Source organism: Tahibacter aquaticus (assembly GCF_004363655.1).
Taxonomy (GTDB): Bacteria; Pseudomonadota; Gammaproteobacteria; order Xanthomonadales; family Rhodanobacteraceae; genus Tahibacter; species Tahibacter aquaticus.
The window spans coordinates 355,339-375,872 of sequence record NZ_SNZH01000002.1; the positions used below are offsets into that span (position 1 = coordinate 355,339).

Sequence of the window (20,534 nt, forward strand, 5' to 3'; positions counted from 1 at the left end):
ATGCGGATACGTAGGTATTGCGACGCGGCAGAAATTGCTGCACGAATGGCCCAGCGCCGATGCTGCACTGCGAGGCACTCACGCCCGCACAACGGCATACCGGTAATGCTGGGCCCGGCGTTGCGGCAGGCGGGGCTGGCCGCCGCAACACGCTATCGCCACACTGGACCGTCCTCGAAGGGAGTCGTCGCGCGCATGAGCCAACCCCAGATTGTCTGCCTGCTGATCCTCGGCCTTACCTTGCTGTTGCTGGTCACCGAGTGGCTGCGCGCGGATGTGGTCGCCCTGGGCGCCGTGGTAGCCCTGGTCGCCACTGGCGTGCTCGTTCCCGAGCAGGCTCTGAAAGGTTTCGGCAGCGAGCCGGTGATTGCCGTCATCGGCGCCTTCGTTCTGTCGGCGGCGGTCGTGAATACCGGCCTGGCCGAACGCCTGGGACAATGGGTCACGCGCATCGCCGGCACGCGCCTGGTCTGGGGGCTGCTGGTATTGATGCTGGCGGCGGCGCTGTTGTCGGCGCTGACGCATCACCTGCTGATTACCGCGCTGATGGTGCCGATTGCCGGTACGGTCGCGGCGCGCGGCAACTTCCCGGCATCGCGCCTGTTGATGCCAGTCTCGCTGTCGGCTTCGATAGGCACCACCCTGACCCTGATCGGCGCGCCGGCCTTCCTCGTCGCCGACCATGTGCTGCAGGAGGCCGGACGCGAAGGTTTCGGCATCTTCTCGCTGACGCCCATCGGCATGGCCCTGGTTGCCTGCAGCCTGTTCTACATGCTGCTGCCGGGGCGCTGGCTGTTGCCCGACCGCGTCGGCAGCGACAGCAGCACGGTGCGCTTTGCGCTGGACGACTACTACACCGAAATCCTCATCGTCGAGGGCGGCCCGCAGGTCGGCCTGGGGCTGGCGGCACTGAGCGAGCGCTACAAAGGCCGCTTTGAAGTGATTGACTGGCTGCGCGGCGGCGATCCGATCCGGCATGGCCGCGACGAGCGCAAGATCCAGGCCGGCGACGTGCTGCTGGTGCGCTCCACGCCCGAAGGACTGGCCGACATTGCCGACGAAAAAGGCCTGGCCCTGCACGCCGTCGCCAAGTACGGCGAGGCCACCGACGCCGAGGCCGAAGAGCAGTTCGGCGAGGAGCGCCTGGCCCAGCTGGTCATCGCGCCGCGCTCGTACCTGTCCGGCCGTGCCGTCGGCGAAGTGGATTTCCGCCAGCGCTACGGCGTCATCGTGGTCGGCCTGTGGCGGCGCGAGGGCTGGGTCGGTGGCGAGCTGTCCGGCATACGCCTGCAGCCCGGCGACACCCTGGTGGTCTGGGGCGAGCCGCAGAGGCTCGACAGCCTGGGCCTGCAGCGCGAATTCCTCATGGCCTTGCCGTTCCGCGCGCGGCGCCTGCGCCGTTCGCGTGCCTGGTGGGCGCTGGGCATTCTCGGCAGCAGCGTGGTGCTGGCGGCAACCGAACTGCTGCCGGTACACGTGGCCTTCCTGGCCGGTGCCCTCGGCGTGGTGGTTGCGCGCTGCCTCAGCGCTGAAGAAGCCTATGCCGCGCTGGAACTGCGCGTGATCGCCTTCATCGCCGGCGCGCTGGCCCTGGGCGCCGCGCTGGAGCAGACCGGCCTGACCACGCTCGCGGCCACGCACTTCGCGCCGCTGCTGCAGGAATTTTCGCCGTTCTGGATCCTGGTGCTGGTATTCAGTGCCGGCGCCATCCTTACCCAGATCCTGTCCGATGCCGCCACCGTCGTGCTGCTGGCGCCGATTGCCGCGCGCATGGCCGAGCCGCTGGGCCTGGCGCCCGAAGCGCTGGTCGCATCGCTGGCCATAGGCGCAGTGGCAGCGTTTCTCACGCCGCTGGGCCACCACGGCAACTTGCTGGTCTACGTGCCCGGCGGCTATCGCTTCGGCGATTTCTTCCGCGTCGGCGCGCCGTTGACGGTGCTGTTCGGCCTGATCACGGCATTTGTCGCACTGTGGCTGTGGCCGGCGGCCTGAACCCGGGCGCGGCGATTCACGCTGCCGCCAGCGGCAATTCGAAGGCAAACACACTGCCGCCGCCGGTGCGCGGTTCGAACCAGAGAAAACCGCCCATCTGCTCGATATCGTCCTTGGCGATAGCCAGGCCCAGGCCGGTGGACAGGCTTTCGTCGGCGTCGCTGGGCGCTTGCGCAATACGCGCGAAACGCTGGAACAGCTTGGTGCGTTCGGTTTCGGCAATGCCAGGGCCGCGGTCGAGGACGAAGACGCGGGCGAAGCCGGGCCGGTCGGCGTCCAGCTGCACTTCGATCACCGAATCGCGCGGCGCATAGCGGATCGCATTCGACAGCAGGTTCTGCAGCACATTGCGCAGCGCTGCCGCATCGCCCTGCGCCGCCAGCGGCTGGCCGCTGCGCAGCAGGCTGACGCCGCGCGCCTCGGCGGCGGCCTGGTGGCGCGCGATGGCGCGATCCACCAGCTGGCTCAGGTCTACCGTTGCCGATTCCAGTGCGCGTACGCGCTCGATCGTGGCGCGGCGCTGCAGGAAGCGCTGCACGAATTCGATCGCCTCGTCGCAGCAGCTGACGATGTCGTCGACCAGGCTGGCCTGGCGCTCGGCGGTCAGGTTGGGCCGGCGCAGCATCTGCGCGGCGAAGCGGATATTCGAGATCGGGTTCTTCAGATCGTGCGCGACGATGGCAGTGACATCGTCGCGTTCGCGCACGATCAGGCGCAGGTGCTCGGTCGCACGCTTGAGGTTGACGTGGGTGCGCACGCGCGCCAGCAGTTCCTCGGCGACGAAGGGCTTGGTGATGTAGTCGACCGCGCCCAGTTCGAACGCGCGCACCAGGTATTCACGCTCGGTCGCGGCGGTGAGAAAAATCGCCGGCACCTCGACCAGGGTCGCATCGGCCTTGAGCCGGCGGCACAGTTCGAAGCCGTCCATGCCCGGCATCATCATGTCCATCAGCACCAGGTCGGGCCGGCGCGCCTGGGCGCGTACCAGCGCCTGCTCGCCCGAGGTGGCCGGCATCACTTCATAGCCAGCATCGGACAGCATCTGGCCGAGCAACTGCACATTGGCCGGTTGGTCGTCGACGATGAGTACCAGCGGTTCGCGCGGTGGAGCAGAGAGCGACATTACGAGGGATCCTGCAGATACGCAGCGAGTTCGGCCCGCTGCTGGGGAAAATCGCGCAAAGTGGATTCCAGCGCGGCGGGGTCGAACAACGCAGCGGCCTGTTGCAGGCGCAGGGCGTAGCGCTGCAGCGAGGGCGCACCCAGCTGCTGCGCCAGCTGCAGCAGCTGCTCGGCCAGGCGCGCGCTTTCGCGCACAGCCAGCGAAGCAGACAGGCCGGGCCAGCGTTCCTTCTCTATGTGCTGCAGCTGGCGCAGTACCTCGGGCAAGGCCTGTGGCCGGCTTGGCGTGTCGTCGCCGGCTTCGACCGGCGCGGGCGGCGGCGGCAGCACGCGCAGCAGCTCGGCCAGCAGGCGCTCGCGCGTGATCGGCTTGCGCAGGTAGCCGTCGAAGCGTTCGCGCAATTGCGCATCGTCACCGCTCAGGCTCGACGCGGTCACGGCAATCACCGGGGTCGCCGCAATGGCCGCATCGGCGCGGATCTGCGCCAGCGCGCCCAAGCCGTCGAGCTGCGGCATGCGAATGTCCATCAGCACCACGGCCGGTTTGTGGGCGCGGGTCAGCGCGACGGCCTGCACGCCGTCCTCGGCCAGCAGCAGGCGGTGGGCGCTGCCGCGGAACATGGCTTCGATCAGCTGGCGGTTGAGGCTGACGTCGTCGGCGACGAGGATGGTCAGCGGCGCCAGCGCCGCGATCTCGATCGCCGGCGGCTGGATGTCGTCGGCGAATACCGCCAGCGCCACGTGCGGCAGGCGGATCTGGAAGCGCGAGCCGCGCCCCGGTGCGCTTTCCAGGGTCACCGCGCCGCCCATCAGATGGACCAGGCTGCGCGTGATCGACAGACCCAGGCCGGTGCCTTCCTGGGCCGACTCGCCGACCGCCTGGGTAAACGGTTCGAAGATGCGTTCGTGTGCCTCGGCGGCAATGCCTACGCCGCTGTCCTCTACCTCGATCACCACGGTCGCATGCAGCTCGTCCGCGTCTGCGGTGGCGCTGGCGCGAATGTGTACATGGCCCTTCGCGGTGTACTTGATGGCATTGCCGACCAGGTTGAACAGCATCTGGCGCAGGCGCGCCTGATCCAGTTCCAGCACATCGGGCAGCGAGGCATCGACGCGCGTGTCCAGCTGCAGGCCCTTGTCGGCGGCCAGTTGCGAGAACACCAGCTGGGCGCTGTCGATCAGTTCGCGCACGCTCATGGGGGCCGGCCGCACATCCAGCTTGCCGGCCTCGATGCGCGACAGGTCGAGCACGTCGTTGATCAGCGCCAGCAGCGAGCGGCCGCTGGTCACGATGGCATCGACATAGCGCTTGTCCTGCGGGTCGGTCACGCGTTCGGACAGCAGCTGGCTGAAACCGAAGATGGCGTTCATGGGTGTGCGGATTTCGTGACTCATATTGGCGAGGAAGGCGCTTTTTTCCCGGCTGGCCTTGTCCGAGCGTTCTGCCACGGCGCGCAGCTTCTGCTCCTGGCGCAGCGCCAGCAGGTGGCGCCGCAGCAGCACAACGCCGGCCAGGCTGGCCACGATAGCCAGTCCCAGCGCGCTGAAAATCGACACATTGCGCTGCGCGATGACTTTTTCCAGATAGGCCTGCTTGTCCGCAATCAGGCCGCGACCGTCGACGGTCAGGCGCGCGATGGCGCCGCGGATGTCTTCCATCACGCGATTGCCCTCGCCACTGCGCACCAGGGCCAGCGCCTGCTGCGGCCCCTGCTGCTGGTAGGCCGCCAGCGAGGTGGCGATCTCGCCGCGCTTTTGCGCCAGTGCCAGCTCGATCGCGGCGAGTTCCTCGCGCGCTTCGGGATAATCGCCGAGGGCTTCGTCGACGCGGCGGAACTCGCTGCTGATATTGCGTTCGGCCTCCACGTACGGCTTGAGATAGATCTCTTCGCCGGTGAGCAGAAAGCCGCGCTGGCCGGTTTCCAGATCGACCACGCGCGCGAGCAGGGCCGACAGGCGTTTGGTCGCTTCCTGCAGCTGAGTCACCTGGCGCAGAGTCACGCTGAGCTGGTCGCCGGTGCTCAGCGCCGCCCAGCCCACGCCCAGCAGCAACAGCAAGGCGAGGACAAACAGCAGCAGATAGCGCTGCCAGCCGTCCCAGTCCGGCGACTGCGGCGGCGCCTGCAATGCGTTTTGGTCCTCGGCCAAAGGCGGTGCTCCGGGCTGGCAACGACAGACAGCCCAGGCTTGGCTGGGGCCGTCTTGCGATCTGCACGATAGACAGAGCGTACGGCGGGATTAGTGCAAGCCCCGTGATTGCAGAAATGATATATAAATCAATATTTTAGTTTTCTGTCGCGGCTGGCACGAAGCGTGATGCAGGTAATCACCACGCTACCAACCCGATGGAGTTGCCATGAATACCAAGCCCCTGCTGTTGTGTGCCGGCCTCGCCGCCGCCCTGATGCTGAGCGCCTGCGACCGTGCGGAAGATCCGGCCAAGAATCGCGCCGACGTAGCCAAGGCCCAGGCCGAAGCCAATCAGAAGGTGCAGGACGCCCGCGCCGACGCGAGCAAGGACGTCGCCGCCGCCCAGTCCGACCTGGCCAAGGTGCAGGCCGATGCGAACAAGGACATGAATTCGGCCGAACGCAAGGCTGGCGAAGAACGTGTCGACAGCAATGCTCAGCTCAGCTCGGCCGCGCACGACGCTGCTGGCAAGGTCGACAAGGAACAGGCCGAAGTCCTGCGCACTCGTGCCAAGGCCGACTACGAAGTCGCCAAGACCGAAGCCGAGCAGGTGCAGAAAGTAGCCAACCAGCGCTGCGACGCCGTAACCGGCGAAACCCGCGATGCTTGCCAGAACAAGGCCAAGGCTGACTACCAAGTGGCGATTACCGCCGCCGAGTCGCGCCGCGAGCAGCAGCTGCGCGAGGCCGATGCGCTGGCCGCAAACGCGCGCTGAGCCCTGGGCAGATAGCTACTTTCCAACTAAATAAATAAAGGGAGAAATGCCATGAAGACCAGCCTGAAGACGATTTCGCTGCTGCTGGCCCTGGTGCTGAGCGCCGCTTCGCTCAGCGCCTGCCACACAGTCAAGGGGGCGGGCAAGGACATCGAGCGCGCTGGCGAGGAAATCCAGAAGGCGTCCGACGACGTGCGCAAGTAAGCGCCGCGTCCATCCGAATCCACCGCGCCACCTCGCGGTGCGATGGCGAAACCCCGGCCAGCAATGGCCGGGGTTTTTCTTTTGGCGCATCGCCTACTGCGCCGCGAGCAGCTTGACCTTGGCCAGCAGACGTCCAGGTCGCGACCTTGCAATTCGCTTCGCTCATCGCACCGTACGAAGATGCAGCGCGGCGTCAATCACGTAGGGCGCGATGAGCAACGCGAATTGCGCCGCGAGGGCTTCGACCCTGGCCAGCAGGCGGCCAGGTAGCGACGGTGCAATTCGCTTCGCTCCGCACCCTACAAGGACGCCGCCTGACGTGATGGTGTTCGGGTGTGATGTGGCTTTGTGCTGCGCCGGATGCCTCAAAGACTGCGTTCGCGCCCCTGGCGCTTTTCCTCGTCGGCCTCGATCGCCTCGTCCAGCGAATGGGTTTCGTGCACGCCGCGTTTCTGTGCCAGTTCTGCCAGGCGGCAATAAAACTTGCGCAGCGTGGCCAGTTCGACCTCGTCCAGGTCTTCGATCGCCACCAGGCGATTGCTGGCGCTGCGGTGCGAGGCCAGCAACTCATTCAACTTCAGATGCAAGGCCAGACTGTCCTTGTTCTGCGCCTGCTGGATCAGGAACACCATCAGGAAGGTGATGATGGTGGTCGCGGTGTTGACGATCAGCTGCCAGGTCTCCGAGTAGCCGAACAGCGGCCCGGTAGCGGCCCAGACCACGATGGAGCCCAGCGCGATACCGAACGCCGCCGGCGTGCCGACGGCATGGGTCATCGCACCGGCGGCGCGGTCGAACCAAGAATGGCGCTTGCCGCGCTTGAGCTGCGGCATCGGGTTCGAGGGGTCGTTGTTCCGGGACTGCGACATGCGAGGCTCCTGCGAGTAGGGATACCGGACCACTTACGCCGATGCCTGCGTAGCTGCGGTGCTGCGGCCGCGTCAGCGCAGCGATCCACGCAAAAAGCCACGCCCCATCGGGCGTGGCAGTAAAGATATATAAATGACTATTTACACGACGACCGGATAACCCGTCACTGGGCCGGCCGGGGATTCAGCGGCGGGTTTTCAGGCCGCCGGCGTCGACCTTCTTGGCGCCGCGGATATTGTCCGCAATCTCGATCGCCAGCGATTTCTCCGCTGCGGTCTCGACCAGCCCGTCCAGACTGACCACGCCGTTGACCGTCTTCACGTCGATATCGTCGTCCATCAGTGGCCGTGAAAGGGTCAGCGACGACTTCACCTTGGCCGTCACCCAGGTATCGGTGACCGGCTGTTCCGAACTGGCGGCTGCGCGCTTGGCATCGCTGGCGACAACTAGCTCATTGTTCACTTTGCGCACGCCGCCGGTATTGGCGGCATAGCGCGCAGCCAGATCCTTGCCTTCGGCGGTCGGCACCTTGCCGCGCAGCGTGACCACGCCGCTGGCCGTGTCGACATTGATATCCAGGCCGTCGGTGTGTTCGCTCCAGAGCAGCTTGCTCTTTACGGTAGCGGTGATGGTGGCGTCTTCGGCCGCTTGGCCGAAGCTGCGCTCGCCGGCCGGTCGCGGCTTGGGCGCCCAGTCCGGATCGACCTTGACGTTGTTGACCACCTTCTTCACGCCGCTGACGCCCAGGGCCACCTGTTCGGCCAGCTCCTTATCGATGGATTCGTCGACAGTGCCGCCCAGAGTGACGGTTTCGCCGTTGACCTTCACGTCGAATTCGAACGGATTCAGATGGCGGTTCAGCGCAAAGCTGGCCCAGATGCGGCCTTCCTTGTTGGCGTCGCTGAGATTCTGTTCCAGCGACTTCTCGGCCGATTTCTCCGCTGCCGCGGCCGGCAGCGCAAGGCTGCCGCCGAAGACGAGCAGGATGGCGAGGGCAAGCGGCTTGATCGCGTTCATGCGTGTACTCCCGAAACCGGATGGCGGCCCGAATGGCCGGCGGGAGGACTGGAGCAAGGGTGTTGCCAACTGCGACACCAACGGTATCCGGCGTCAAAACAACGATCTACACAGCGAGCGCGAGCAGCGTGCAGGGCAACTTGCAAGATCGGCCGCGACCTTACTGCAAATTGCGTTGTTGTCTAGGGCTGGGCCTCGATGGTCTGCAGCAGTGCATCGATGACGGCCTGCGGTCGCAGCGGGTCGTCGGCCAGCGGCAGGTCGGGCGTCAGCAGCGCCGGCGCCAGCGCTCCCGACGGGCGCCGCAGGATAAAGCGGGGCACCGCCAGCACCAGGCCTGTATGCGCCAGTGCCAGGTTTTGCACGCCGCCGCTTTGCTGCGCGCGCGCCAGCCCGCCGCTGCCGGCTATCGTGGCGAACGCGAAATCCTGCAGCACGTTGCTGAAAAGTATGGCCGAGGAGTACGTGCCGCGGCCGACCAGCACATAGGTCTGGCCGCGGAAGAACAGCGGATCGCCGCTTTGCGGCGCAATCCAGCGGTCAATCGGGCCATCCACCACCGCGCCGGGTGTTTCGCCCGCGTCGCGGTATTTTTCGATGATCTTCTTGCGATAGCCGGAAGCGAAACGAAACGGCTTGTCGGCGAGATAGGGCATCAGGCCGTCCAGCCACTGGTCGTCATTGCCGCCGCCGTTGGCGCGAATGTCGATGATCAGCGTGTGCACCGCGGCTTGGCCCAGGCGGCGGAAGCTGGCCGCGGTGAAGTCCAGCACCTGCTGTTTTTCCGGCCAGGCGAAAGTATTCACGCGCAGCACGGCCGTATTGCCGGGCAGCAGGGTCAGGCCGAATTCGTCGTCGAAGCGTGGCGCGCTGGCGGGCCGTGCCGCGGCAACGCGCAGCCGTTGCCGGCCTGCCCGTTCAATGTCGATATCGACGTCGAACTGCGCGCGCTGCCCGTACATTTTCCAGAAATAGAAACCAAACCGCCGCGACAGCAATGCGGCGCGGAAGGCCGGCGTATCGCCATGCATGCGCGCCAGCAGATCGGCCGCGATGCGCCGCGCCGGCCTGCCGTCGATGGCGACGATGCGGGCGCCGGCCAGCGGCGTGGCGCGGCCGGCCACAGTCGCGCGTACGACGATCTGGCCGCTGTCATCGACCTGAACCTCGAACGGGAACAGGCCGCCCCCGCGACTGGCCAGGGCCGCGGCTTCGGCGCGCCAGTCGTCGAAACAGACGCAGAAATGGGCGTCGGCCAGCAGCGGATTGAGCGTGGCCAGCCGGCGCCAGGCCTGGTCGCGATCGATGGGGCTGCGCACCGAGGTGGCCAGCTCGTCCAGCTTGCGGTCGAGCTGTTGTGGATCGACTGAAAACCCGACGTCGGGATGCGTCTGCGCAATGCCGCTGCGGATTGCGGCTACGTCGGCGCGCCATTGCTGCGGCGAAATCGATGCGTGTGCTGCTGCAGCAGTGGAAAACAATGCCAGCAGCAGCGCGAAAATCCATCGTGGGCAGTGCGCGCAAGCATCCATGACGACCTCCAGTGAGAGGCTGGATGGATGTGGCGAGGCGGCGGGAAGTTAGCTCGTGCGATCGGAAGGTCGGGGTAGCCGCCCTGTCTAGGCTGGGGTAAGCCGCAGGCGCTCTCCAGCACCGTGATGCACGAATCGACGAGAAGCCAGCACCGAAGGAACCCGCCAAATGACGGAATTCCTCCGGCACGGGCTTTTGGCTGCGGATATGCCGCGATGTTGGGGTGCGCCTGCGGCTTACCCCAACCTACGTTGCGGCCATGCCGATCAGCAGGGCCAGCCCCAGCGCAATGCGATACCAGGCGAAGGCGGTGAAGGTATGCGTGCGGATATAGCCCAGCAGCCACTTCACCACGACGAAGGCGGTGACGCAGGACACGGCGAAGGCGATGCCGAGCAGGTTCCAGTCTTCGTGTACCTGGCCTTGCTTCAGTGTTTTCAGCAGCTCGTAGGCCGAGGCGGCGAACATGGTAGGGATGCCGACCAGGAAGGCGAATTCAGTCGCCGCGGCACGGCTGGTGGTGCCGGCGAGCAGGGCGACGAAGATGGTCGCGGCGGAACGCGAGGTGCCGGGGAATACGCCGGCCAGCACCTGCAGCAAGCCGACCAGGGCGGCCGTATGCCAGGCAATCGCGGTCACTTCGGCCTTGTTCGCCACGAGTTTTTCCGCCAGCAGTATCCAGGCGCCGCCGATCACCAGCGCCCAGGCAATCGGTGTCAGCGTGGTCGGCAGCTTGAAGCCGAGCTTGGACACGGCCAGCCCCAGCACCGCGGTAATGCCGAAGGCCAGCAGCAATTTTGCGGCGTAATCCCTTTGTTCCTTATTGTTCAAGCCGGTGGCCAGCTGCCATAGCCGTTCGCGGTAGATCAGGCAGACCGCGAGGATGGCGCCGGCCTGGATCGCGATATTGAACAGGTCCGAGCGCGCGCCCAGCCAGTGTTCGGCAATCAGCAGGTGCCCGGTGCTGGAAATGGGCAGGAACTCGGTGATGCCTTCGATAAGGCCGAGCAGGATGACGTTGAGGATTTCGTTCATGCGTAGCGGATAGCGCCGGGGGCAGCGCGCTAGCTTAAGCGTTTCGGCGGTGGTTCTTCACCGTCCGGCGCCGGGCAGGCTGCCCCCGGCGCGCGTGCCACCGCGACTCCGCCTTGCGCCCGGCGGCGAGGATGAGCAGCGGTATGTGAAGATGCCCGGCGAATCGGCCGACGGGAAGGAATGCTGCGATGAAACAGGCAATCGGGCTGGCACTGTGCATGGGGTTCGTCGCCACGCCCCTGGCGGCGCAGCAGAAAGCGCCCGAGGGCTACGAGCGTGCGATTGCGGCGGGCTACAAGGCGCTGACCTTGTGCAGTGTCCTGTTCAACGCCGGCCGCAGCGAGGCCCAGGCCGCGACGCTGGAACTGAAGGGCATCTATGCGGAATACGATGCGATCGTGCCGACCCTGGCCGCCAGCGTGGACAGCGAAGCCCGGGTGGTCTCGGTTGCCTTTGACGACCGCCTGCCGCCGCGCATGGCGGCATGGCGGCCCAACCTGGGCTGTGCCCAGATTCCCGTCGGAGCAGGGCACCCGGCCTTGGCCGCGCTGCCGCGCCTGGATGCACCGGCGCCCGCGCTGGACAGCAAGCCCTGGCCGCTGGGCGAACGCGCTGCGACGGGCCGTCTCAAGGGCGACCGCAAGCAGCTGCGCCGCGGCATCGATGCTGCCTTCGCCGGCACGTCCTTCGGCGAAGGCATAGCAACGACCGCCGTCCTCGTCGTGCAGAACGGCCGCATCGTTGCCGAGCAGTATCGCGACGGCTTCGGCCCGCACGTGTCCCAGCGCACCTGGTCGGTGGCCAAGAGCCTGGCCGGCACGCTGATCGGTGTGGCGGCCGGCGAAGGCCGCATCGATCCCGCCCGGCCCGCGCCGATCGCGCAGTGGATGAGCCCCGGCGATCCGCGTGCCGCCATCACCACCGACAATCTGCTGCGCATGGCCAGCGGGCTGCACAGCAGCACCGCCGGCAATCGCACCGACGCGCTGTATTTCGGCGGCGCCGCCGTCAGCGAGGAAACCGTGGCCTGGCCGCTGCTGGCACCACCCGGCACGCGTTACCGCTATGCCAACAACGACACCGTGCTGGCCATGCTCGGCCTGCGCACGGCCAGCGGCGACGAGGCCAAGGCACTGGCGTTTCCGTTCACCGCCCTGCTCTGGAAAATCGGCATGACCCGCACCGTGCCGGAAACCGACTGGAAGGGAAATTTCATGATGTCCAGCCAGGTCTGGACTACCGCGCGCGACCTGGCGCGGCTGGGCCTGCTGTACCAGGACGACGGCCTGTTCCTCGGCCAGCGCGTGCTGCCGCAGGGCTGGCGCGACTACGTCACGCAAGCCTCAGGTCCGCAGCCGGCGCAGGGGCCGTTCGGCTACGGCGCCACGTTCTGGCTGATGAGCAAGTCGCCCGGCATACCCGCCGATACCTTTGCCGCGATCGGCAACCGCGGCCAGTTCCTGGTGATCGTGCCCAGCCGCAAGGTCGTTATCGTGCGGCGTGGCGAAGATCCCGGCGCCGCGCGTTTCGACATTGCCGCGTTCACGGCACAGGTGCTGGCGGCGTTGCATTGACCCTGCCGCTCAAGCTGTCCCGAGTACAGCGTTCGCGCAGTTTCCGCTGTGTGGTGCGCCGCCGTTGGAACCGGTAAACACCAATGACCGTAGGCAAGTTCCGCAATCACAAGGCTTATCCCAAGCCGCGCCACCAGCGCCGCTACCTGCTGCCGCATGCCTGCCTGCAATGCCGCAAGGCATTCCGCAAACCGCCGGCCGCGCAGGCATACCGCTGCCCGCACTGCGCCGCGACGCTGATCGAACTCGGGCGCAATTTCTGCGCGCCGGCCCGCTCCGATACCGACCAATGGAACACGGTTGCCTTCCTGCTGCAGCGTGGTTTCCGCTTCCGCACGCTGTATGCGCCGCACGACGACGGCAGCTGCCGTCGCGTGAGTTATCCGGCGACGCTGGCGCAGGCGCGCGAATTCGTCATCCGCTACGCCAGCAGCCTGCGGCCGCCGCCGTCATGAACTTCGGCACCTCAGCTTCCGCTGGGCGTTGCTGCTGGCCATTGCGTGATCACGCCGCCGCGGCGCGTCCATTTTTCCACCGAGTCGCAGGGGCCCTCGCCGCCGATCGGACAGGTCGTCGTGCGGTCGGTGGCGTTGGTGCTGATGATGGTTGGGCCGCAGCGCAATGTGTCCGATACGCCATCGGGACGGCGCACGTTGAGCGCGGGTACTGGCTGGAACGAGATATTCGCATTGCCCAGCTGTGCACCGGACAGGTTGCAGTCGGTGAAGTCGGTGCCGAGCAGGCAGGCGCCACTCAGGTTCACGCCGCTCAGGGCGGCGCCCTTGAACTTGCAGTTGGCCAGGCAGGCATTGACGAAATTCGCCTCCAGCATGGCTTTTGCGTCCACGCCGGTGAAATCCAGTCCGGCCAGGTAGGCGCCGCCGAACTGGGTATGGTCCATGGTGGCCTTGGCCAGGCTGGCGTTCTCGCCGAAGAAAACGGCATTGGAAAAATTCGCGCCGTTGCCGTCCGTAGTGCCGCGGCCCAGGTAGGCGTTGCTGAACACCGCGTTGAGCAGGTATGCGTTGCTCAGGTCGGTGATCAGCTTGGTACTGGCCTGCGCCAGCGATTCCAGCCGCGCCGCATCGAAATTGGCCGCTTCGAGCCGGGCAAAGGTGAACTTGGCGCCGTGCAGCCTGGCGCCGGTGAATTTCGCGGCGTAAAGGTCGGCGTTGTTGAACTTGGCGCTGGTCAGGTCGGCGTGGCTGAAGTCCGGGCTCATCTCGGGCTTGTCGTCTTCCGAGGTGGCGCCGGTCAGTATCACGCCGGTCATGCGCGCGTAGCGGAACGAGGCGTAGGTGAGGTCGGCTTTTTCCAGGTTGTAGTTATCGGGAAAATTGCAGTAATGCGCAATAAAGCTGCGCATGACGGGTTTGCCCTGGATGGTGGCGCCGCTCAGGTCAAGCATGCGCCAGTTGCTGCCCAGCACGGCCAGCGGCACGGTGGCATTTGCCAGGATGGCGCGGCGGTGCTGGGCATCGGGCACCAGGGTGGTGGCTTCGACGAACGTCGCCGGCCTGGCGATGGTGACCTTGCTCAGGTCGCAGCCGCTGAAATCGATCTCGTACAGCGTTGCCTCGCTGAACGTGGTGCGCTTGGCCGCCTCGGCATCGCTAAAGGTGCCGAACACGGCCGAGCCGATATTGGCCTTGGTCAGCACGGCCTTGACGAATTTGGCGCTGGTCAGGTCGGCCTGGAACAGCCTGGCCCCGGTCAGCACCGCCTCGCCGAAGTCCGCGCCCTGCAGCTGCGCCTTGTACAGCTGGGCGCCAGTCAGGGTGGCTTTGCGGAACACGGCGCGCTGGGCATTGGCTTCGTCCAGCAGCACGCCAGGCATGTCCGCACCAGAGAAATCGACGCCGGTCAGCGTTGCCTTGCGCAGGTCGGTGGCAGCCATCTTGGCGTTGCGGAAGTCGCAACCGACCAGGTTCTTGTCGCCGAACTTCGCCTCGCCGAGCTTGGCGCGCTGAAACGTGGAATTGCCAAAGACCGCGGTGCGCAAGTCGGTCTTCCGAAAGTCCGTGTCGAACATGATCGCGTCCTGGAAACCGCATTCCTTGGCCGTCACCCCGCTGAAATCGGCTTCGCTCAGGGTGGCACCGGCAAAGAGCGTGTAGTCGAAGCCTGCGCCGCGGAAATCCGACTTGTACAGGTTGGCACCGGAGAAATCCGCCCAGCGCAGGTTGGCGCCGGCGAACGAGGTGGAGCCGAAACAGATATTGCGCAGTTGCAGTACGTAGCGCAGGTCAGCATTGGCCATGCTGGCGCGGTTCCAGCGAAGCGTAGTCTCGGTCTGCCAGGTGGCGTTTTCGAAAAGCTCGCCCGGTGAGGGCGCCCACAGGCGGATCTTGCCGTCCTCACTCCGCGCCGCGACATAGAAGCGCCGATTGTCCGGATCCTGCAGGCGCAGCGTTTCGCCGTTCTGATGAGCGACGAAGCGGCGCGCATCGGCTACATAGGTGAACATGGTGGGGAAAAGTCCCTGGGAACCCCAGGGTGCGAGGAAAGACCCTGCCCAGCCGCTGCGCGCATCGTCGGTTGGCGCGGCCTGCAGCATGTAGGTATTCGCTACCGCGGCATTCCTCACCCGGTACATAGCCATGGGCTGGGCGCGATTGCGGTCGGTGGTGAACTCCAGTTCGAAGACGCCGTCACTGAACTTCGCCAGATACTGGCGCTCCCTGCCGATCACGATCGACATGAGGAATTTGCGCTCGAACTCCAGCTCGGGCATGCGGCCCTTGAGCTCGGACTGGCCTTTGCTGTCATGCATGGGAACCTCGCTCATTTCGGCGGCGCCGGCGGAATCCACAGACTGATGGACGGCTCGGTCCTGTCGTCCTTGCCCAGGATGACTTCGTAGTTCAGCGTATACATGTTGCGCAACAGGTCGACGGTGATCTTGTCCGCGGCGACCTTTGGCGTGGAGACGAGGAAAGTGCCGTCGGGTTCGTACAGGTCGACCTGGTAGTTCTCCGGTCCGGTGCCGTTGCGCCGGCGCAGTACGTACAGATAGCCTTTCGCTTCCACGGCCAGGTCCAGATACGACGAGTTGGCCGGATCTTTCAGCGCCAGCGTGGAAATGTTCTCGCCGCCCTTGGGGTTTTTGAAATAGCGCACGGGCTTGCCTTCCAGGTCGAAGGCCTGGATGCGGTCGTTGCCGCCTTCGAGCACCAGCACGCGGCCGTCCAGGCCGACGGCCAGGGCGCGCGGTCCGTCGAGCAGTCCTTCGCGCTTGCCTTCGCCGCCGGCCATGGTGGCCTGCGCGGCCAGATCGTCGCTGCTCGCCACGGCCGGCAGCTTGAGCATCCACAGCTTGTGCGATTTGTAGCTGACGCCCAGCACCACGCCCTGCGGATGCAGTACATAGCGGTCGATGCCGACCGGGAAACGGCCCCAGCTCTTGTTGCTGCGCGTGGCGAAATCGGGCTTGCCCAGGTATTTCAGCTCGACCCGGCGCAGATGCATGCCGCCGGCCGGGTTTTTCTCGGCGTCGAAATCGCCGCGGCTGGCATCGACGAAGAAATTGCGCCCGCTGCCATCCTGCGCACTGGTCACGTCGTAGAAAACTGCGCCGGGCAGGTTGAAACCGACCGGCGGCGTGGCGTAGGCGCTGTCGGGATCTTCCAATGTGGACAGATTCTGCAAGGTATACATGGACTGGTTGCTGCGCGGCGTGGCCGCATCGTCCATGGGCTGGTTCAGGCCGGTGGCCTGCCAGGCATAGGCGACCATGGCCGGGCGCTGCGCCGTGGTGATCGACAGCAGGCGCTGGATCTGATGGTCGCGATACGGCTGCGGCGAAGTCGCGGTGGCCGTGGGCGGGTCTTTGCTGCCCTGCCAGAAATGCCCGCGCGCCTTGGTATAGGCGATCTTCGAGGCATGAGTATAGATCGAGGCGCCGCTCAGCGGCACTTCGTTGGTGGTGATTTCCAGACCGGCGATGCTCAGGGTGGAGCCGGACGTGCCCTTGGCATCGATCCAGGCCGATTCGCCCTGGCCGGCCTGCCAGCCATTTTCTGCATAAAAGAACACGTATATTTTCAGCCGGCCGCCGGCGGGTACGTCGCTGAATTTCACGTTGAGCGGCTTGCTGTGCGGCGGCGCGGACAGGCGGAATACCTGGCGCGGCAAAGTAGCGCCCTTGTCGTAGACCACGCTGACGGCGTAGCTGGTAGCCAGGTCGGGGAACTTGTGCCAGCGTTCGTCGGCCTTGAGGGTGATGTCCAGGTCGATGGCACGGGTGATTTCCGCATTGAATACCCAGGGCGAGCTCATCACCTCGCAGATGGTCTGGCTCAGCTGGGCGGCGGTCACCGCGGCGCTGACGATGGTGCTGAACACGTTGAAGAACGGCGCACAGCGCGCGGCCGTGCCTTCGGCGAACTTCTGCATGAGGTACTGGCCCAGCGCCGTGGCCGGTGACAGCAGCATCGGCCCCAGGGTGATGGCCAGATCCTTGATCGCCTTGGTCGAATCCTGTGCTACGCCGATATACGTGGCCGAGCCGCCCGCGACCAGGAAGCCGGCCACGGTACAGACCGCGAACAGTACTTCCTTGTCCGCCATCAGCTTCACCACCGGCTGGGAATTGGTGATGGCGATGCCGGCAAACAGGATGATCATCGGCAAGGCCATTTCCGCGACCACGGTGACGGCGACGCCGACCGGGCATACGGCGCTGTCGTAGCTGCCGCCGCGGCCAAGGCCGCCGAAGTACAGTTGTATCGATTGTGCATCCGGTGGCACCGGAATCACGATGCGGGTCGGGTCGGCCGGCAGCGGCACGCCGAACACGGTGCGCACCGGCGGTACCAGTTCGAGGAACTTGGTATTCGGGTCTTGCTGGAAGATCGGGCGCAGGCCGCTGGGAATCTTGTCCGACCAGTCCTTCGGTGCCAGCACCTGGCCCTTGGCATCGCGGTATTGCACGCAGGCCGACAGGTGGCGCAGCCACTCGTTGGTGCAATGCATGACCAGGTTGCCGTTGGCGCTGTCGTCGACGATGGAAAACGCGCGCAAGGTCTTGCCGCCTTCGCCTTTCTCGCCGATGCCGAAGGCGCCGCTGGGCGAGGCGCCAAGCTCCTTGTTGGCCTTGATGGCGAAGGTCAGCGCCGTGCGCAGGTCGTTGAGACGGAAGCTGCCGCTGGCGCTGGCCTTGGTGCCGGCGACCAGGCCGGCGAATTCGGCTTTCAGCGTGACTGGCTTGCCGGCTTCCACCGTGCCTTCGGGCTTGAGGTGCGCTCGTAGCAGGCCTTCCGGATAGGCCGGTGTGGACAGGGTCACGTGGACGCGTCCGGCCAGCAGATCCTGCACCACGGCCGGGCTGAGTGCGGCATCCTTGTCGTTGTTCAGCCAGATATCGCTGGTGTTGTATTCCTTGTTTGCCGGTGCCGGGGCGTAGCTGAGGTTGGGGTCCATCACCAGGCCGCTGCCTGGCGTGCGGTTGGCCAGCGCCCATTTGTACGGGCCGGCGGCGCTTACCGCTTCGGCCGCGAGCAGGCCTTCCTGCGCCGGGGCGCTGCCGTCGCTGGCGCGCGCCGCATAGGTCGCCGTGGTCACGCCGTATTGCACGTTCCATTGCTGGCCGCGCAGACGCTCGTCGTCCTTGGCCAGGCGGATGGCCAGGCCGAGCGGTCCGGGCAGCGCCGCGGCAACGCGCGTGTGCAGGATGCGCGTGTACACCAGGTTGCCCTGCGCATCGCGCAGCGGCTGGCCGTCGGGACCGACTGCCACCTCGGTCTTCATCCAGCGCTCGCCCAGGCTGCCGATGATTTCGGTCAGCGCGCCGCTGCGGCTCAGGGCGACGGCGACGCACTGGTTCTTGATGTAGGCCGGTATGTCGAAATCGCCCTTGGTGCCGAGGTTGATCAGCTCCGGATGGGCCAGCAGCAGGGCCTGGGCCGATTCGAAACTGCCGTGCAGGTTGCTGATGCCTTCGGGCATCCAGTCGCTGTCGCCCTCGGCGGCAAGCTGCGCCGCATACGGCAGCAGCTTCGGATGCACATCCCAGAGTTTCTGCGCGCTCGCGCGCGACAGCCGTGCCGCCGACTGCACGCCGCTATGCGGCACATGGAAGGCCAGCTGCAGGGTCTGCTCGGCCGGGCGGCCGTCAATCTCGATGGGCCGTGCCAGTTCGAGCATGGACACCGCGTCGCTGGGCAGGCCGGCTTCCAGATAGTGGGTCAGGTCGCTGTCGGGTATATGGCGCAGGAAACGCTGCTCCGCGCGCGCCTCGCGCCGCGTATGCGCATCGTGCGGGCGCACGGCGAACGAACGCAGGCCTACATGCAAGACCAGCTCGCTGTCGGCGGCCACCTGCGGCTGGATGAAATTCAGCAGGTGTTTTTCAGTGGGACGTGATTCCTGCGCGGCGTTCATGTGCTTTCCCCGGTAGTGACTCTGTCGAGACGGGGGACGGCCGCGCTCCCAGCGCCTTCGCAGCCACTGCAGCACGTCGCCGCCGCGCCGCCAGCGGCGGCGCGCAGATCCCCCTTTGTTCGTTGCGGGTGGGCCGGCCGGCCGCGCGCTTGCGCGGCCAGGCCGGGCCGTTCCCTGGCGCGGTACCGGCGTGCTGTCGCGCGGCTCACGTCGGTAACGCAGACCAGGTGCCGACGCATCGGCTTTCCAAAGTGCGGCGTTGTAGACGTTGCTACGGCGTACGTGTCGGTACTGCGATACGCGTGCCTAGCGGAACAGGCGTGCGCGGACTATCAGGCGCCTGCGATTCCCCGCCATTCCGGACTGGGTTGGTGTGCGAAAGACCAGCGGCGCTTGTTGCTCGGCCGCTGTCTGGTCGGGCTGTGGCTGCTGTGGCAGCATCGCCGCCATGCAAGGGGAAGCGTTGCCGGCTGGCCGGCGCAATCCATACCGCCGGACAAGCCTGGATTCCCGCAGGGGGCGACAGGTCATGCCCTGGATCATCGTGCTGCTGCTTTCCAGCTTTGCCGTGCAGGCCATGATGATCTGCGTCGAACGCGTGTATTTCCTGGGAGCCTGGCATGCGCCCGGGCGCACCGCGCAGATCGAGATAGGTCTGCACCGTGCCCTGCATGGCCGCGGCCCTGAGGAAAGCGACCTGCAGGCGCTGCGGCAAAAAGCGTTGTTGTCAGATGGCAGCTCCCAGGCGATGCAGGCCGAATTGTCAGAACTTCAGGTGCGCAACGGTTCGTTTGACCTGCACCTCGAAACAACGCGTACCCGCGGAAACCTGACCTGGCGACTGGTCGAGGCCGACGGCGATGCGACATTGTTCTGGATATGTGGCTATGCGCGGCCGCCGGCCGGCGTCGCCGCGTCCACACTGACCAATCTCACCGATGTGCCGCCGCTATGGCTGCCGTCGGTCTGCCGGGATACGCCATGAGTTTGCGAGCCGAGTTTCTTGAGCGCCAATTATTTTTCCTGCAGCGCAGCGGCCTGGGCCGGGCGGAAGCGCAGGCGCGTCTGCAGCAGGTGCTGCCGGAAAGCGCAACGGCCGTCGCCGCAGCCGCCAGGCCAGAGCCCTTTGCCGAGTTCCTGCAGGCGTTTCGCGACGAGCTCGGCCCGCATTTCGACGCCGTCGAGCTGGCGGCGCGCGAGTTCCGCAGCGAGTCGGTCAGCGCTTTCCAGCCGATCTGGCGTTCGCTGCGCGGAACCGCGGTCTATGCCGCGGTGATTACCGCGGTAGCTGCGCTGCTGATTGGCTTCTCTGCTAATTTTGCTCAATTTAGTTCTGTATACGAATCTTTCGACGCCGATCTGCCGGTGCTTACCGTTGTCATGACGGCGCCGCCCTACCGCAACATTCTGCTGTGGACCATGGCAGGCGGCGTGCTGTCCCTGTTCTGGGTGTTGCGCCGCCTGCGCAAGGGCGCCGAACTGAGCGGACGCGAAGTCGGTTCGCTGTTCGTGCGGCTGGCCAGCGATCTCGGCCTGCGGGATTTCTGGCTGGTGCTGGTGCTTGCCCTGGTGCGCGGAGCCACCCGTTCCGGCATGTCTGCCGACGCGGCGCTGCCGGCGGCGCAACGCATCGTGGCCCGCTGGACCGGCTTTGCACGTATCGTCGCTGCGCCCGTGGCTGCCCAGCGCGCAGCGCTGCTGGCTGCCCAGCAGCTGGGCACGCTCGATGCCGAGCTGGCTTATCTCATCGAAGATCGCTGGCGAACGATGCCGCAGCGGGCCGTGGCGCGGGCGGAGCTGTTTTCCCTGCTGGTCAATATCCTGGTGGGCGTCGCGATCGGCATGCTCGTCATCGCGTTCTACCTGCCCATACTCAAACTTGGCGCCGTCGTCGGATGAAC

The 20,534-nt window shown here is 66.0% G+C and carries 15 protein-coding genes; 7 read left to right on the forward strand and 8 right to left on the reverse strand.

All coding sequences use genetic code 11. The features are described 5' to 3' along the window. The first annotated feature begins 195 nt into the window (after positions 1-195). Positions 196-1,992 (forward strand): SLC13 family permease, encoded by a 1,797-nt coding sequence (locus tag DFR29_RS04375; RefSeq protein WP_166653864.1) that lies wholly within the window; start codon positions 196-198, stop codon positions 1,990-1,992. Positions 1,993-2,008: 16 nt separating this feature from the next. Here DFR29_RS04375 and DFR29_RS04380 read toward each other — a convergent pair whose 3' ends face one another. After that, positions 2,009-3,115 (reverse strand): hybrid sensor histidine kinase/response regulator, encoded by a 1,107-nt coding sequence (locus DFR29_RS04380; RefSeq protein ID WP_133817348.1) that lies wholly within the window; start codon positions 3,113-3,115, stop codon positions 2,009-2,011. Beyond that, positions 3,115-5,262 carry an ATP-binding protein gene (locus tag DFR29_RS04385; protein ID WP_133817349.1) on the reverse strand — a complete coding sequence of 716 codons (2,148 nt, stop codon included), beginning with the start codon at positions 5,260-5,262 and terminating at the stop codon, positions 3,115-3,117. Before DFR29_RS04385 ends, DFR29_RS04380 begins: the two co-directional genes overlap by 1 nt. Before the next feature lie 208 nt (positions 5,263-5,470). Between DFR29_RS04385 and DFR29_RS04390 the strand changes: the two genes are divergently transcribed. Both DFR29_RS04390 and DFR29_RS04395 read left to right on the forward strand, forming a co-directional pair. Then, on the forward strand, positions 5,471-6,019 hold the full coding sequence (locus DFR29_RS04390) for a hypothetical protein (RefSeq protein ID WP_133817350.1): 549 nt from the start codon (positions 5,471-5,473) through the stop codon (positions 6,017-6,019). A 51-nt stretch (positions 6,020-6,070) separates the two neighbouring features. After that, positions 6,071-6,223: an entericidin A/B family lipoprotein gene (locus DFR29_RS04395; RefSeq protein WP_133817351.1), complete on the forward strand. Its 153-nt coding sequence runs from the start codon at positions 6,071-6,073 to the stop codon at positions 6,221-6,223. A 365-nt stretch (positions 6,224-6,588) separates the two neighbouring features. Here the strand turns inward: DFR29_RS04395 and DFR29_RS04400 are convergent, their stop codons facing one another. From DFR29_RS04400 to DFR29_RS04415, 4 genes are all read right to left on the reverse strand, one after another. Next, positions 6,589-7,092 carry a low affinity iron permease family protein gene (locus DFR29_RS04400; RefSeq protein WP_133817352.1) on the reverse strand — a complete coding sequence of 168 codons (504 nt, stop codon included), beginning with the start codon at positions 7,090-7,092 and terminating at the stop codon, positions 6,589-6,591. A 184-nt stretch (positions 7,093-7,276) separates the two neighbouring features. Continuing rightward, the gene (locus DFR29_RS04405; protein WP_133817353.1) at positions 7,277-8,110 is read right to left on the reverse strand and encodes a BON domain-containing protein; all 834 of its coding nucleotides are present in this window, start codon (positions 8,108-8,110) and stop codon (positions 7,277-7,279) included. Positions 8,111-8,292: 182 nt separating this feature from the next. Next, positions 8,293-9,642, reverse strand: coding sequence for a S41 family peptidase (locus tag DFR29_RS04410; protein WP_133817354.1), 1,350 nt, complete (start codon positions 9,640-9,642; stop codon positions 8,293-8,295). A gap of 247 nt (positions 9,643-9,889) precedes the next feature. Next, positions 9,890-10,678 carry an undecaprenyl-diphosphate phosphatase gene (locus DFR29_RS04415; protein WP_133817355.1) on the reverse strand — a complete coding sequence of 263 codons (789 nt, stop codon included), beginning with the start codon at positions 10,676-10,678 and terminating at the stop codon, positions 9,890-9,892. A 188-nt stretch (positions 10,679-10,866) separates the two neighbouring features. Between DFR29_RS04415 and DFR29_RS04420 the strand changes: the two genes are divergently transcribed. Beyond that, on the forward strand, positions 10,867-12,252 hold the full coding sequence (locus DFR29_RS04420; RefSeq protein WP_133817356.1) for a serine hydrolase domain-containing protein: 1,386 nt from the start codon (positions 10,867-10,869) through the stop codon (positions 12,250-12,252). Between the two features lie 83 nt (positions 12,253-12,335). Beyond that, positions 12,336-12,707: a hypothetical protein gene (locus DFR29_RS04425; protein ID WP_133817357.1), complete on the forward strand. Its 372-nt coding sequence runs from the start codon at positions 12,336-12,338 to the stop codon at positions 12,705-12,707. Between the two features lie 11 nt (positions 12,708-12,718). On the opposite strand, the gene DFR29_RS28985 is transcribed toward DFR29_RS04425, so the two are convergent. Next, positions 12,719-15,025 (reverse strand): pentapeptide repeat-containing protein, encoded by a 2,307-nt coding sequence (locus DFR29_RS28985; protein WP_208113504.1) that lies wholly within the window; start codon positions 15,023-15,025, stop codon positions 12,719-12,721. Positions 15,026-15,036: 11 nt separating this feature from the next. Beyond that, positions 15,037-18,633: an NHL repeat-containing protein gene (locus tag DFR29_RS04440; RefSeq protein WP_166653866.1), complete on the reverse strand. Its 3,597-nt coding sequence runs from the start codon at positions 18,631-18,633 to the stop codon at positions 15,037-15,039. Between the two features lie 529 nt (positions 18,634-19,162). On the opposite strand from DFR29_RS04440, the gene DFR29_RS04445 reads away from it, so the two are divergent. Together DFR29_RS04445 and DFR29_RS04450 are read left to right on the forward strand one after the other, a co-directional pair. Beyond that, complete coding sequence (locus DFR29_RS04445; protein WP_133817358.1) at positions 19,163-19,618, forward strand: hypothetical protein; 456 nt, start codon at positions 19,163-19,165, stop codon at positions 19,616-19,618. Then, the gene (locus tag DFR29_RS04450; RefSeq protein ID WP_133817359.1) at positions 19,615-20,532 is read left to right on the forward strand and encodes a hypothetical protein; all 918 of its coding nucleotides are present in this window, start codon (positions 19,615-19,617) and stop codon (positions 20,530-20,532) included. The genes DFR29_RS04445 and DFR29_RS04450 overlap by 4 nt, the downstream gene beginning before the upstream one ends. Positions 20,533-20,534 lie beyond the last annotated feature (2 nt).